Source organism: Microlunatus capsulatus, from assembly GCF_017876495.1.
GTDB classification, from domain to species: domain Bacteria; phylum Actinomycetota; class Actinomycetes; order Propionibacteriales; family Propionibacteriaceae; genus Microlunatus; species Microlunatus capsulatus.
Window position 1 is genome coordinate 2592674 of sequence record NZ_JAGIOB010000001.1, and the last position, 12806, is coordinate 2605479.

14 protein-coding genes and 1 tRNA gene are annotated in these 12806 nt (G+C 73.9%); 7 read left to right on the plus strand and 8 right to left on the minus strand.

Features of this window, described 5'->3' with window-relative positions; genetic code table 11:
- Positions 1 to 38: 38 nt before the first annotated feature.
- Together JOF54_RS11945 and JOF54_RS11950 are read left to right on the plus strand one after the other, a co-directional pair.
- Entirely contained in the window at positions 39 to 818 is a 780-nt protein-coding gene (locus tag JOF54_RS11945; protein ID WP_210056019.1) for an SDR family NAD(P)-dependent oxidoreductase, read from the plus strand.
- The gene (locus JOF54_RS11950; protein ID WP_210056021.1) at positions 815 to 2386 is read left to right on the plus strand and encodes an N-acyl-D-amino-acid deacylase family protein; all 1572 of its coding nucleotides are present in this window, start codon (positions 815 to 817) and stop codon (positions 2384 to 2386) included. The genes JOF54_RS11945 and JOF54_RS11950 overlap by 4 nt, the downstream gene beginning before the upstream one ends.
- Before the next feature lie 42 nt (positions 2387 to 2428).
- On the opposite strand, the gene JOF54_RS11955 is transcribed toward JOF54_RS11950, so the two are convergent.
- Together JOF54_RS11955 and JOF54_RS11960 are read right to left on the minus strand one after the other, a co-directional pair.
- A complete protein-coding gene (locus JOF54_RS11955; protein ID WP_210056023.1) occupies positions 2429 to 2650 on the minus strand; it encodes a hypothetical protein in 222 nt (73 codons plus the stop codon).
- Positions 2647 to 3801, minus strand: a complete 1155-nt coding sequence (locus tag JOF54_RS11960; RefSeq protein ID WP_210056025.1) for an inorganic phosphate transporter — start codon at positions 3799 to 3801, stop codon at positions 2647 to 2649. The genes JOF54_RS11955 and JOF54_RS11960 overlap by 4 nt, the downstream gene beginning before the upstream one ends.
- Before the next feature lie 228 nt (positions 3802 to 4029).
- Between JOF54_RS11960 and JOF54_RS11965 the strand changes: the two genes are divergently transcribed.
- A tRNA-Arg gene (locus JOF54_RS11965) sits at positions 4030 to 4105 on the plus strand.
- A gap of 274 nt (positions 4106 to 4379) precedes the next feature.
- Positions 4380 to 5435: an SGNH/GDSL hydrolase family protein gene (locus JOF54_RS11970; RefSeq protein ID WP_210056027.1), complete on the plus strand. Its 1056-nt coding sequence runs from the start codon at positions 4380 to 4382 to the stop codon at positions 5433 to 5435.
- Here JOF54_RS11970 and JOF54_RS11975 read toward each other — a convergent pair.
- Entirely contained in the window at positions 5432 to 5824 is a 393-nt protein-coding gene (locus tag JOF54_RS11975) for a hypothetical protein (protein ID WP_210056029.1), read from the minus strand. The genes JOF54_RS11970 and JOF54_RS11975 overlap by 4 nt on opposite strands.
- 351 nt (positions 5825 to 6175) lie before the next feature.
- Positions 6176 to 6484, minus strand: a complete 309-nt coding sequence (locus tag JOF54_RS11980; RefSeq protein ID WP_210056031.1) for an ArsR/SmtB family transcription factor — start codon at positions 6482 to 6484, stop codon at positions 6176 to 6178.
- Between the two features lie 68 nt (positions 6485 to 6552).
- Between JOF54_RS11980 and JOF54_RS11985 the strand changes: the two genes are divergently transcribed.
- The 3 genes from JOF54_RS11985 to JOF54_RS11995 all read left to right on the plus strand — a co-directional run bounded on the left by JOF54_RS11985 (position 6553) and on the right by JOF54_RS11995 (position 9186).
- Entirely contained in the window at positions 6553 to 7656 is a 1104-nt protein-coding gene (locus JOF54_RS11985) for an NADH:flavin oxidoreductase (RefSeq protein WP_210056033.1), read from the plus strand.
- Between the two features lie 282 nt (positions 7657 to 7938).
- The gene (locus tag JOF54_RS11990) at positions 7939 to 8760 is read left to right on the plus strand and encodes an aldo/keto reductase (protein WP_210056035.1); all 822 of its coding nucleotides are present in this window, start codon (positions 7939 to 7941) and stop codon (positions 8758 to 8760) included.
- A gap of 45 nt (positions 8761 to 8805) precedes the next feature.
- Positions 8806 to 9186, plus strand: coding sequence for a RidA family protein (locus JOF54_RS11995; protein WP_210056037.1), 381 nt, complete (start codon positions 8806 to 8808; stop codon positions 9184 to 9186).
- 29 nt (positions 9187 to 9215) lie between these two features.
- Here the strand turns inward: JOF54_RS11995 and JOF54_RS12000 are convergent, their stop codons facing one another.
- The 4 genes from JOF54_RS12000 to JOF54_RS12015 all read right to left on the minus strand — a co-directional run bounded on the left by JOF54_RS12000 (position 9216) and on the right by JOF54_RS12015 (position 12474).
- Positions 9216 to 9440 carry a DUF6458 family protein gene (locus tag JOF54_RS12000; protein ID WP_210056039.1) on the minus strand — a complete coding sequence of 75 codons (225 nt, stop codon included), beginning with the start codon at positions 9438 to 9440 and terminating at the stop codon, positions 9216 to 9218.
- A gap of 280 nt (positions 9441 to 9720) precedes the next feature.
- Entirely contained in the window at positions 9721 to 10539 is an 819-nt protein-coding gene (locus tag JOF54_RS12005) for an FAD:protein FMN transferase (RefSeq protein WP_210056041.1), read from the minus strand.
- The gene (locus tag JOF54_RS12010) at positions 10539 to 11057 is read right to left on the minus strand and encodes an FMN-binding protein (protein ID WP_210056043.1); all 519 of its coding nucleotides are present in this window, start codon (positions 11055 to 11057) and stop codon (positions 10539 to 10541) included. The genes JOF54_RS12005 and JOF54_RS12010 overlap by 1 nt, the downstream gene beginning before the upstream one ends.
- Before the next feature lie 4 nt (positions 11058 to 11061).
- Positions 11062 to 12474: a ferredoxin reductase family protein gene (locus JOF54_RS12015; protein WP_307804093.1), complete on the minus strand. Its 1413-nt coding sequence runs from the start codon at positions 12472 to 12474 to the stop codon at positions 11062 to 11064.
- Between the last annotated feature and the right edge of the window lie 332 nt (positions 12475 to 12806).

The window sequence follows — 12806 nt, forward strand, 5'->3', positions numbered from 1 at the left end:
CTCCCTCTGACCCCGCCCCGACCAGCAGGAGGATCCCGATGCGTTTCGCCGAGCAGGTGGTGCTGGTCACCGGGGCCGGGTCGGGGATCGGCCGCGCGGCGGCCGGGCTCTTCGCCGCCGAGGGCGCGCAGGTCGTCGTCCTGGACGTCGACGGCGACAGCGCCGTCGAGACGGCCGAGGCCCTCGACGGGGCCGTGGCCATGACCCTCGACATCCGCGACCTCTCCGCCGCGGCCGCCGTCCTCGACCAGCTGCAGGCCGACTTCGGCCGGGTGGACGTGCTGGTCAACAACGCCATGCGGATCTCGGCCGGCGAGCTGGACGAGCGCGACGACGACGCCGACATGCTCGACGAGCTCGACGTCGACCTGCTCGGCGCCGTCCGGATGATCCGGGTCTGCCTGCCCGCCATGCGCCGCCAGCGCCGCGGCGCGATCGTCAACGTGGCCTCGGTCAACGGCCTCGGCTACTTCGGCAACGACGTCTACTCCGCGGCCAAGGCCGGCCTGGTCAGCCTCACCCGTTCTGTCGCCGCCCGGCACGGCCGCGACGGCATCCGCTGCAACGCCGTCGCCCCCGGCACCATCGCCACGCCCACCTGGAACGAGCGCGCCGCCGCCGAGCCGGGCTTCCTCGAGCGGATGGGCAGCTACTACCCGCTCGGCCGCGTGGGTCAGCCCGACGAGGTGGCGCAGGCCATCGCCTTTCTCGCCTCCGACCAGGCCTCCTGGATCACCGGGGTGACCCTGCCCGTCGATGGGGGTCTGCTCACCGGCCAGGTCGCCATGGCCCGGGACCTCACCACGGGCCCGGTGTGACGGCGGCGGCCGCGCCGGTCCTCACGGCGCTGCGCGGCGGCACCCTCGTCGACGCCGACGGGGAGCGCCCGGGCGACCTCCTGCTGGCCGAGGGCCGCGTCGTCGACGGGGACCCGGCCGGGGCCGACGTCGTCGTCGACGTCACGGGCCGGCTGGTGCTGCCCGGACTGGTGGACGCGCACAGCCACGCCGACGCCGCCGTCCTCGACCCGGCGGTGGCGCTGGCGCTGCTCCGGCAGGGCGTGACCACCGTCGTCGCCGGCCAGGACGGGGTCTCCTTCGCCCCCGGCGACGGGAGCTTCGCCACCCGCTACTTCGCCGCCCTCAACGGCTCCCACCCCACCTACCGCGGACCGGGTGTGGCCGCGCTGCTGGCCGGCTACGACGGTGCGTCGCCGGTGAACGTCGGCTACCTCGTCCCCGCCGGCACGGTGCGCGAGCAGGTCTGCGGGCTGCGTCCCGGTCCGGCGACGGCGGCCGAGGTCGCGGCCATGCAGGAGCTGGTGGCCGCCGGCCTCGCCGACGGCGCGCTGGGCCTGTCGACGGGGCTCGACTACGTGCCCGGGCTGTTCGCCGGCACCGAGGAGATCACGGCCCTCTGCCGGCCGCTGGCGCCCGTCGACGGGCTCTACGTCACCCACATGCGGGGCGGCTACGAGGACAACGCGGCGGCCGGGCTGGACGAGGTCGTGGCCATCTGCCGCGACGCCGGCGTGCGCGGGCACGTCTCGCACCTGCACGCCCGCTCGGCGCTGGTCCGCGAGCTGGTGGACCGGGCCCGGACGCAGGTGGACCTGACCTTCGACTCCTACCCCTACTCGCGCGGGTCCTCCCTGCTGAGCATGCTGCTGCTCCCGCCGACGCTGCTCGCGGAGGGCGTCGGCGCCGGCGCCGCCGCCCTGGCCGACCCGGCCGTCCGCGCCGAGGTGCTCGACGCCTGGGTGCCGGTGCTCGCGGCCCGCGCGGACATGGGCCCGCGGTGGGCCGAGCAGGTCCGCTACGCCCACGTCGCGGCCCCCGGCTACGAGGAGCTGCCCGGGCTGACGCTGGCCGAGGCGGGGGAGCGGGCCGGGACGTCAGCCGCGGAGCTCGGGCTGCGGGTGCTGGCCGCGTCCGACCTCGAGGTGGGGGTGGTGATGCGGACCCCCGTCGAGCGCGACGACGCCGAGCTGGCCGTGGCCTTCACCCACCCGGCGCACGTCGGCGGCTCGGACGGCATCTTCCGGGGCGCGGTGCCGCACCCGCGGGCCTACGGCACCTTCGCCCGCTACCTGCAGGTGTTCGCCGCCGAGCGCGGCGACCTCGGCTGGGCCGACGTCGTCCGGCACCACAGCGCGCTGCCGGCGGAACGCTTCGGGCTGGCGGGTCGCGGCTCGTTGCGGCCGGGGGCGGTGGCCGACGTCGTCCTGGTGGACCCCGCCGCCGTGGCCGCGCGGGCCACCTACGACGAGCCGCGGGCGCTGGCCGAGGGCGTCGACGACGTCTGGGTCGCCGGGGTACGGGTGCTGGCTGACGGCGCCCTCACCGGCGCGCTGGCCGGCCGGGGGCTGCGTCGCGGCGTCCGGTGACCGGAGGAGTGGGCGGAACCGGGGGTCAGCGGAACCGGTTAGTCAGTGGAACTGCGGGACGATGAGGTAGATCCCGAAGAGCACGAGCAGCCCGGCCAGGCCGAGCAGCGCGTAGCCGCCGGACAGCGCGACGGCCGCGCCGCTGCTGCGGCCGCGGGCGGCGACCACCAGCCGGATGCCCGCCGAGAGCAGGATCACGAAGAGCACGGACATGCCGATCGAGACCAGCGCCACCAGCACCAGGGCCCACCAGTCGATGCTCACCGCGAGCCCGCTCCGGTGCGCCGCGTCGTCGAGCCCTGGCCGTGGTCGTCACCCTCGACCGGGTGACCCGGGAAGGTGCGGGCGCTGGCGAAGACCATCACCTCGGCGCTGTCGGTGACGTTCTCGTGGTCGACCTTGTTCCGGCGGGAGAAGGCCCAGATGACGGCGCAGGCGACGGCCAGCAGCACCAGCAGGATGATGACGCCGGCGGTGCCCTGCTCGGCCACCAGGGCCGAGAGCCCGCCGACGAGGCCGGCGGCCGGCAGGGTCAGCACCCAGGCGAAGACCATCCGGCGGGCCACCGACCAGCGCACCTCCGCGCCCTCGCGGCCGACGCCCGAGCCGAGGATGCTGCCGGTGCTGACGTGGGTGGTGGAGAGGCCGAAGCCGAGGTGGGACGAGGCGAGGATGGTCGCCGTGGTGGCCGCGCCCGAGGCCGCGCCCTGCGGCGTCTCGATCTCGACGATGCCCTTGCCCATCGTGCGCATGATCCGCCAGCCGCCGGAGTACGTGCCCAGGCCGATGGCCAGGCCGGCGGCGATGAGCACGAGGGTGATGACGCCCATCGTCTTCTGGCCGTCGGAGGTGCCGTGCGCCAGGGCGACGAGGGAGGCCGTGAAGGCCTGGCCGTACTTGAACCCGGCGTCGGTCTGCGAGCGGTCGGCGCGGGCGGTGATCCGGTAGGCGATCCGCGTCGCCACGGCCGCGGCGACGCCGGCGACCAGCGGGGCGACCAGCGCGGGCAGCAGGACCTTGGACACGATCACCGAGCCGTGCACCGTGCTGATCCCGGCGCCGACGATGACGGCGCCGATGAGGCCGCCGAACAGGGCGTGGGAGGAGCTGGACGGCAGCCCGAGCAGCCAGGTCAGCAGGTTCCAGATGATGGCCCCGACCAGTCCGGCCAGGATGATCGGCGCGGTGATCAGCGACTCGTCGAAGAAGCCGCCGGAGATCGTCTTGGCCACCTCGGTGGACAGCAGGGCGCCGACGAGGTTGAGCACCGCCGCGATGACCACCGCCGTGCGGGGGCGCAGCGCGCCGGTGGCGATGGGGCCGGCCATCGCGTTCGCGCTGTCGTGGAAACCGTTGGTGAAGTCGAAGACCAGGGCCACGACGACGACGGCGATCACGACGAACAGCACTGTCACGTCGCTTTCCTATCTGCGCTCGGAGGGCGCCCGTGCTCCAGTGGTGACGCTGGAGGCAGCCGTCGGATGAACTCTAGGAGAACACCGGACGATGTCAAACGTGCCGCCGGGGCCGTGCGGCGCGCCGGTGGGACGGGGGTCGGGGAGGCGCGCGGAGGGCCGGTTCGCGTCCGGGCGCTGCCATCGGTATAGTGATCAACCGTTGTCCGCGGCGTGCTGCGGCGACGAGCACCCGTAGCTCAACGGATAGAGCATCTGACTACGGATCAGAAGGTTGGGAGTTCGAGTCTCTCCGGGTGCGCCAGCAAAATCCCTCGCCAGCGCAGTCCTGCTGACCACCTCGGCCGCCATCCCGCTCCTACTCGTCGCTGGGAGCCGATGGGTCCACGGTCAAGACACCGTCACACCTCTGAACAGGATCCTGCGTTCTTCCGCTCGTGCGGGCGCAGCGGCGGTTCCGCGGCCCTGGTCGACTCGTGCACACGCTCCTGGAGGACGACTCCGGTCCGCAGCACCACCACGGGTGCTAGCGTCCGCCGGTGCGAGGCAGGGCCGCGCTCGCCGGACCGAGGAGAACCATGCGCAGGTTGGTCGCCGTCGTCGTCAGCGTCCTGACCGGGCTGGTGCTGCTCGCTCCCACGGCGGGTCCCGCCGCCGCGGCCGGGACCTCCTACGTGGCGCTGGGAGACTCCTACTCCTCCGGCACGGGCACTCGCAGCTACCTCAGCGACGGCACCACCTGCCAGCGGTCGGCGTACGCCTACCCGTCCCTGATCGCCACCCGCAGCAGCCTCGCCCTGAACTTCCGGGCCTGCTCGGGCGCCAAGGTCGCTGACGTCAGCAGTCTTCAGCTGCCCGCGCTGAGCAGCACCACGTCCTACGTGACCCTGACCGTGGGCGGCAACGACGCCGGGTTCGCCAGCGTCCTCACCGAGTGCGCCAAGCCCTCCTGGGCCAGCAACTGCAACGCGGCGGTCGACCGGGCTCAGTCGATCATCAGGACGCAGCTGCCGGCCGGCCTCACCGCCCTCTACAAGGCGATCAGGACGCGCGCTCCGCAGGCCAGAGTGGTCGTCGCCGGCTACCCGCGGATCTTCAACGGCGAGGACTGCAACCTGCTCACCTGGTTCTCCCCGACCGAGGAGGCCCGCCTGAACGCGACCGCCGACCTGCTCAACAGCACCATCCAGGCGGCCGTGGCGGGGTCCGGGGCCGGGCTGACCTACAGCAGCCCCACGGCCCGGTTCGTCAGCCATGCCGTCTGCGACGACGTGGAGTGGCTCAACGGGCTGGCCAGCCCGACGTCGGAGTCCTTCCACCCGAACCGCAGCGGTCACGCCTCCGGGTACTACCCGCTGGTCAGCACGGCACTCACGGGCTCGGCGCCCGCGACGACGCTGTCGGCCAGCCAGGCCGCCGTCGTGTCGGAGCAGCTGGCGGTGCAGCAGCGCCGCTACGCCGACCGTGACCGGGCCATCCAGCCCGCGGTCGTCACGATCCCCGACCTGCGGAGCCCCGAGATCGAGCGGGCGGCTGCCCGGGCCGGCGTCGACCTCCGCAGCCGCGCCAGCATCGACGCGGCCGACCGCCGGTACGCCTGGAAGCAGGCGCAGGAGCACGCGGCACGGTCCTAGCCGCCGCCGGGGCCGCCCACGCAGGTGAGGGTGCCCGGCGCGAAGTCCTCGGCACCCGCCCTGGCGCGGGTCTGACCGGACGGGCAGCCGTCGGGGCCCAGGCCCAGCAGGGCCATCGCCAGCACGGCGCCGACGACGCCGGCGACCAACTCGGCAGCCACCCGCTCCAGGTGCGGCCGGCCGCCGAGCAGGTGGACCGCCAAGGGCACCAGCAGCGCACCGCAGACCACGAGACCGATCTGGCCCTGGACCGGCGCGTACGCCGGCCCGAACCCGGCGCCGCTGCAGCCCGACACGCCGCACGCGAGGAACCCGGTGACCACCACGGCCGCGGCGAAGGCGGCGGCCGTCACCAGGGTGATGCCGAGGATCCGCAGTCCGGGGGGCATCTGGTTGAGGCTAGCGCTCGCAGGGCCTCATCGGCGGCAGAGCCGGATCGGGTCCGGACCGGGAGCAGGCGCTCGACCGTGCGTGCGCCGGCTCACGGCAGCAGTCCGGTCAGCGCGCGCCAGCGCCCGATCTCGCACCCGTAGGTCCGCGACGACCGCGCGTCGACCAGCTGACCCGCCCAGGCCCGTCGATCCGGGCGGGTCCCCCCAGGGAACAGCTCCCGGGAGAGCGCTGGTGGTGGCCGGCCCTGTGCGGAGCGCGTCAGCGACCGACCCTCGTGCGAGGCGGACCGAAGTGGTCGAGCCCTGGTGGGTGCAGACCTTTGGCCCGCCGATCACGGCCGATGGCTCCTACAGGTCCTTGGCGACGTGGGCTGCGAAACGTCGCAGTACGTCCTCGTTGCGGCGGTAGTGCGTCCACTGTCCCAGGCGGTGGCTCTGGACCAGGTCGGCGCGTTCGAGCGCGGCCATGTGCTGCGAGGTCATCGACTGGGACGTGCCCGCGCGGTGCTGGATGCTGCTGAGACAGATCCCGTACACCGCCGAGTCAGGATGCTCCTGGGGCTCGAACCCCTCCGGACTGCGCAGCCAGGTGAGGATCTGTCGTCGCACCGGGTGGGCGAGCGCCTTGAAGATCAGCGACGTGTCGAGATCGACCATGGGTAAAGCATATCGCGGTTTCCTGATACATTAGATTATCGCGATCCGCTGATCCTAGGAGTGCCGCTGTGACCGTTGACGTCTCGCCGCTGTTCACCCCCTTCCGGCTGGGGAGCCTGCAGCTGGCCAACCGCTTCGTGATGGCCCCGATGACGCGCGAGTTCTCCCCAGGAGGGATCCCGGGTCCGGACGTGGCCGCCTACTACGCCCGCCGGGCCGCGGGCGACGTCGGGCTCATCGTCACCGAGGGGACCTTCATCGACCACGCGGCCGCCGGCGACAGGACCGATGTGCCGCAGTTCTACGGCGATCAGGCCCTGCAGGCCTGGCAGGAGGTGGCCCGGGCGGTGCACGCGGCCGGCGGTCGGATCGTGCCGCAGCTGTGGCACCGCGGGGCCCAGCGCCCACCCGGCAGCGGCCCCCACCCGGAGACGAGCTCCATCAGCCCCTCGGGTCGCTACCCGGGTCTGACCGGGTCCGAGGCCATGTCCGTCGCGGACATCGACGAGGTCGTCTCCTCCTACGCCCGAGCCGCCGCCGACGCCCAGCGCCTGGGCTTCGACGGCATCGAGCTGCACGGAGCGCACGGCTACCTCCTCGACCAGTTCCTCTGGTCGGGCACCAACCTCCGCACCGACCTCTACGGCGGTGGACCCGCGGGGCGGGCGCGCTTCGCCGCCGAGGTCGTCGCTGCCTGCCGAGCCGCGACCAGCCCTGCCTTCCCGATCATCTTCCGTCTCTCGAACTGGAAAGCTGGTGACTACCACGCCCGCCTGGCCCAGACGCCGCACGAGCTGGAAGCAGTGCTGGCACCTCTGCTCACCGCCGGGGTGGACGTCTTCCACGTCTCCACCCGACGCCACGTCGAGGCCGCCTTCCCGGACTCATCCCTCGGCTTGGCCGGCTGGGTCAAGAAGATCACCGCCACACCCACTATCACCGTCGGAGGGGTGGGCCTCGACGGCGACCTCATGACCGCCTACACCGCCGGAGGCCGCGCCCGCACGGTGCCGCTGGACCAGCTGCTGGATCAGTTCGAGGAGGGCCAGTTCGATCTCGTCGCTGTCGGACGAGCCCTGCTCAGCGACCCCGAGTGGGTCCTCAAGGTCCAGCAGGGCCGGTTCGAGGACCTGCGCTCCTTCGACGCCGCCGATCGGGAGAAGCTCGCCTGACCTGACCACCCGCTCGCTCACATCTCCGGGGTGTGATCAAGCCAGCGATGTCGCATGCCGCTCGACGCAGTGGCAACGGAGCCCGGGTACGGGACGCACGGCAGGGGCCGACCCTCGTGTGGTCGGCCTTGGACGGACGACCAGGTCGAGGCGTCGTGGTGACCAGCCGCCACGGTGACGTCGACGACGACTGGTTCGCGCAGCCCGGTCGACCACCGGGGCCCGGCGACCGGCGAGGGGACCGGGACATCACCCGGCCAGGGCCGGCGGTAGGTTCGCGTCGTGCCCATCCTCACCGAGACGTTCTCCCTCTCCTCCGGCCACGCCATCCCGAAGATCGGGTTCGGCACCTGGCAGATCCCAGAAGGCGCCGAGGCCTACGACGCGGTGGCCGAGGCCCTGAGGGTCGGCTACCGGCACATCGACTCGGCGCTGGCCTACGGGAACGAGCGGAGCGTGGGACGGGCCATCCGCGACTCGGGCGTGCCGCGGGAGGAGGTCTACATCACGACCAAGCTCCCGGCCGAGATCAAGGACGCCAAGGGTGCCCGCGAGGCGTTCGAGACGTCGGCGGCCAACCTCGACCTGGGCGTCGTCGACCTGTGGCTGATCCACGCCCCGTGGCCCTGGCAGGACATGGGCTCGGACCACCGGGCGGGCAACATCGAGGTCTGGAAGGTCTTCGAGGAGCTGCACGCGGCCGGTCGGGTGCGCTCGATCGGTGTCTCCAACTTCGACGTCGAGGACCTCGAGTCGCTGGCCTCCGGCACCGAGGTGACCCCGCACGTCAACCAGATCCGGTGGTTCATCGGCAACACCCAGCCCGAGACGACCGCCTACTGCCAGGACCACGCCATCCTCGTCGAGGGGTACTCCCCGTTGGCCACCGGCAAGCTGCTCGAGGACGACCGGCTGGCCGGCATCGCCGGGAAGTACGGCAAGAGCGTGGCCCAGCTGTCGATCCGCTACCTGCTGGAGAAGGACGTCCTGCCGCTGCCCAAGTCGGTGACCCCGGAGCGGATCGCGGCCAACGCGCAGCTCGACTTCGACCTGGACACCGACGACGTGGCCGTTCTCGACCAGCTGTCCAACGCCGTCGACTGACGCGCTGCCGTTGCCGTCCGCCCGGGCGGCTGGGATGATCCGGCCATGGGTCGCCAGCTGATCAGCACGGACCGCGCCCCCCGCTCGGCGCTGTGGAGCCAGGGCGTGCGCGTCGGCGACCACGTCCACGTGGCCGGCATGACGGGCGTGGACCCGGCGACCGGAGCGCTGGCCGGCCCCACCATCCAGGAGCAGACCCGGCGGGCCGTCCTCAACTGCCTCGCCGTCCTCGATGCCGCGGGCGCGGGGTACGACGACATCGTCGAGGTCGGCGTCCTGCTCGCCGACCCCGCCGACTTCGAGGGCCTGAACGAGGAGTACGCGCGCGCCTTCCCCGACCGACCGCCCACCCGCTACGTGGCCAGGCTCGGCGTCGAGCTGCCCGGGGTCCTCGTCTCCCTGAGGATGACGGCGATCACGTCCTGACGGACGGGCCCGCCCGGTGTCTGCCCGGACTAGACCGTCGGGGGCCGGGTGTCGTCGCGACGCTCGACGTAGCTGGTGTGGCTCGTCCGGCGGCGCTGCTGCTGGAGGACCAGGGTCAGCACGATGGCCAGCACCCCGGCGGCCATGCACACGTAGCCGATCGCGGTGAGGTCGAAGGCGTCGAACTGGTCGCGGACACCGAAGGCCAGGATGCCGCCGACGACGAGGAGGAAGATTCCCAGGCCAAGGCTCATGGGGTGATCCTCACACGCCCGCGGCCGGTTGGTGGGCGATCGCGTGCCGGACGTCCCCGCGTCGCGTCAGGTCGTGGTCTCCCCGTTACCGGCAGCCCTCCGAGCTGATCGGCAGACGTGGTGGTCGCGCGACCCACGACCTCGGTCGTGCGCCGCTCGGAGTCGACGTACGGGACCCCCGGTGACCTTCCTGCTCCGGGCGACGTACCGGGCGTGCCCGTGCCCCCCTCCGTGATCTGGTGCGAGTGGTCGTGGGTGACGGTCGGGGAGCTGATCCCGGTCAGCACCGGGGGGCCGGCGATGCCGCCGCCCCGCCGGTGACCACCTCCGTCGTCCCGTCGGACCACACGATCAGGCCCGTCCGCCCCGCCCGTCCGCGGAGCCACCGCGCGGCGTCGGGCCCGAGGGCGAAGGCGGCGGTGGCGTCGACGTCGACGCCGGCGAGGTCGTCGCCGATGACCGTGACCGAGGCGATGCCCGCAGGAGGAGTGCCGGTCCGGGCGTCGACGAGGTGCGCGCCGCGGCGCGCGGTGCCGGAGGTGGCTACCGCGCCGGTGCGGACGGGCACGGTGGCGACCAGCCTGCGCACGTCGTGCGGGTGCTCGATCCCGATCCGCCAGGCGGGGGCGGCGTCGTCCAGCGTCCGGCAGACCAGGTCGCCGCCGACGGAGAGGCAGAAGTCGGTGTCGTCGAGCACCGCGAGGGCGGCGGCGGCGCGGTCGGCGGCCCAGCCCTTGACGACGCCGCTGGGGTCGAGCCGCGGCCTCCCCGAGACGTCGGGGCGCCAGACGGCGAAGGCGCCGCCGGAGTCGCGGTGCGCCCGCTCGGCCAGGGCCAGCACCTCCTGCACCTCGGCGGGGCAGGCGGGCAGCGCCAGCTCGCCGCGGTCGACGCGGCTGACGACGGAGTCCGCCCGGTAGGTGCTGAACAGGGCGTCGGCATGACGGAGCCGGGCCATCGCCTCCTGCCACGCCGCCTCACCGGCGGTGCTGCCGGCGTGCCGGCCGCGCAGCGCGAGGCTGACGACGGTGCCCATCACCGTGCCCACGCGGCGTGCGGGGGACTCCCCGACCTCGGGTGCGCGGACGTCGGCCGTCATCAGATCCCGGCCTGGTCCAGGGCGGACTGCAGGGACTGCAGGTACCCCTCGCTGGTCACGGTGGCGCCGCTGACCATGTCGATCTCCGCGCTCTGGGCCGAGAGCGTCTCGTCGACCAGGGTGGGGATGGCGCGCGCGTTGATCTCCTGGTCCCGCGGGTTCTCCGTCGGGTACTCGACGACCTGCACCGCGGTCAGCCGGCCGTCGGCCGCGGTGATCTCGACCTGGACCGGTCCCCAGCGGGTCTGCGCGACGTCGCCGGTGTAGGTGCCGCCGCCGCCGCTCGCCGTCGACGGCGATCCGGACGCCGGCGGGGAGCTCGGTGCGGTCGTGGTCGGGCTGGTGCCGGGTGCCGGGGGTGCGCCGGCGCCCGCCGTCGCGCTGGAGGAGCCGCCCGGCGTGCTGCTCGCCGTGGCCGCGGGCGGCGTCGCGGCCGGAGCGTCGGTCGAGGTGTGGTAGCTGAACAGCAGGACCACGACGGTGACGGTCGCGGCCAGCCAGAGGACGATCCTTCTCATCGGTTCACCATGCGAAGCTCTCGGTGTGGAGGTGGTCGCGCGGCACACCTGCCGCGTGCAGGAGGCGCTCGACGCCGTCGGTCCAGGCGGTCGGGCCGCAGAGGAAGACGTCGCGCTCGGCCACGTCGGGCACCCAGGCCCGCAGCGCGGCCAGCTCGTCGGGCCCGGCCGCGGCGCCCAGCACCGCGCCAGGATGCGATCGTGGGCCGGGCAGCGGGTGCAGCAGGAGGCCGCGCTCGGCGGCGAGCACGGTCAGCTCGCGGGCGAAGAGCGGCTCGCCCGTGTAGCGGTGGAGCACCGTGATGTCGCCCGGTGCGGCCGCCAGGTCCTCGGCGAGCGCCCGGATCGGGGTGATGCCCACCCCGGCCCCGACCAGCAGCACGCGCGGCCGGGTGCGGGCCCGGCTGCTGAGCCGGCCGTAGGGGCCCTCGAAGAGCACCCGGGTGCCGGGCCGGAGGGAGGCGAGCCGGGCGCTGCCGGCACCCAGCGCCTTGGCCGTGATGCGGATGCTCCGGCCGTCCGGGGCAGCCGACACGGAGAACGGGTTGCTCCGGCTGGACCCGGGGCCGTCCAGGAAGCGGGCGGAGATGAACTGCCCGGACCGCAGCGGCAGCCGGTCCAGCCGCCGTCCGGACATGTGGACCGAGACGACGTCGCTGGCCTCCCGGACCACCGAGGTGACCCGCAAGCCGTGCCGGAGGCTGCGGACGAGCGGCAGGCCCACCCGCCAGACCAGCACGGCGCCCGCGGCGCCGGCCCAGAGGGTCCACCAGTAGACGGTCCGGCCGGGGGAGCTGAGGAACTCGGTGCCCGTCCAGAGCTGGTGCGGCAGCGCGAGCCCCACGCCCAGGTAGGCGTAGAGGTGGAGCAGGTGCCACGACTCGTAGCGGAGGACCCGGCGGGCGGCCCGGACGCTGGTGGCGACCACCGCGACCAGGCACGCCGTCCCGGCCACGGACAGCAGGATCCCGGGCTCGTCGCGGACGAGCGCCCAGGTGGTGCCCGGCAGGGCCGACCAGCGGCCGGAGGCGTAGCCGAGCAGGATCGCCGCGACGTGCAGCAGCATGAGGTCGAAGGACGCGAACCCCACGACGCGGTGGACCCGGGCCAGCCGGTCCCGCCCGAAGGCGTGCTCCAGCGGTGGCAGCCGGGACATCAGCAGGACCTGGACCAGGAGGAGGTCCGCGGACCACAGGCCCGCCAGCCGCCCCACCGAGGTCAGCCCGTCGCCCCAGCGGGCCAGCTCCTGGACGCCGCCGGCGGCGGTCCACCAGGAGGTGACGAGCACGAGGCCCAGCCACAGCACGAGGGCGGAGGCCGTCCGCACCGTCGCGTCCAGCCGGCTCGACGCGTGCCCGGGGAGGGGAGCGCGCGACGCGGGCGGCGTCACCGCGCGGGCCGGGGCGAGGGCGGTCACGTGCCCTCCCCGCCGGTCCGCTCACCCGCGCGGCCCCGGGGCACGGCGCCGCCACCGCCGGAGACCAGCCAGACCGCCGTGCGCGACCGGCGGCGCGCCGGGTCCGGCGGCCGTGCCGGGTCCGGCGGGGCCGCTGGCGGCTCGGAACGGGGGTCGGCGGGCGGCTCCCACCGCGAGCCGCTCCGACGGGGGATCGCGGTGCTCGTCACGGGTTCTCCTGGCACACCCCAGATCCTGCGGGCCGTCCCTCGCGGCCACCGGTGAGCCGGCTGTGGGACTGCTGTGGACCCGCGCTCCGCCGGACGCGCTGACCGCCGCCCGGACGAGCCCGG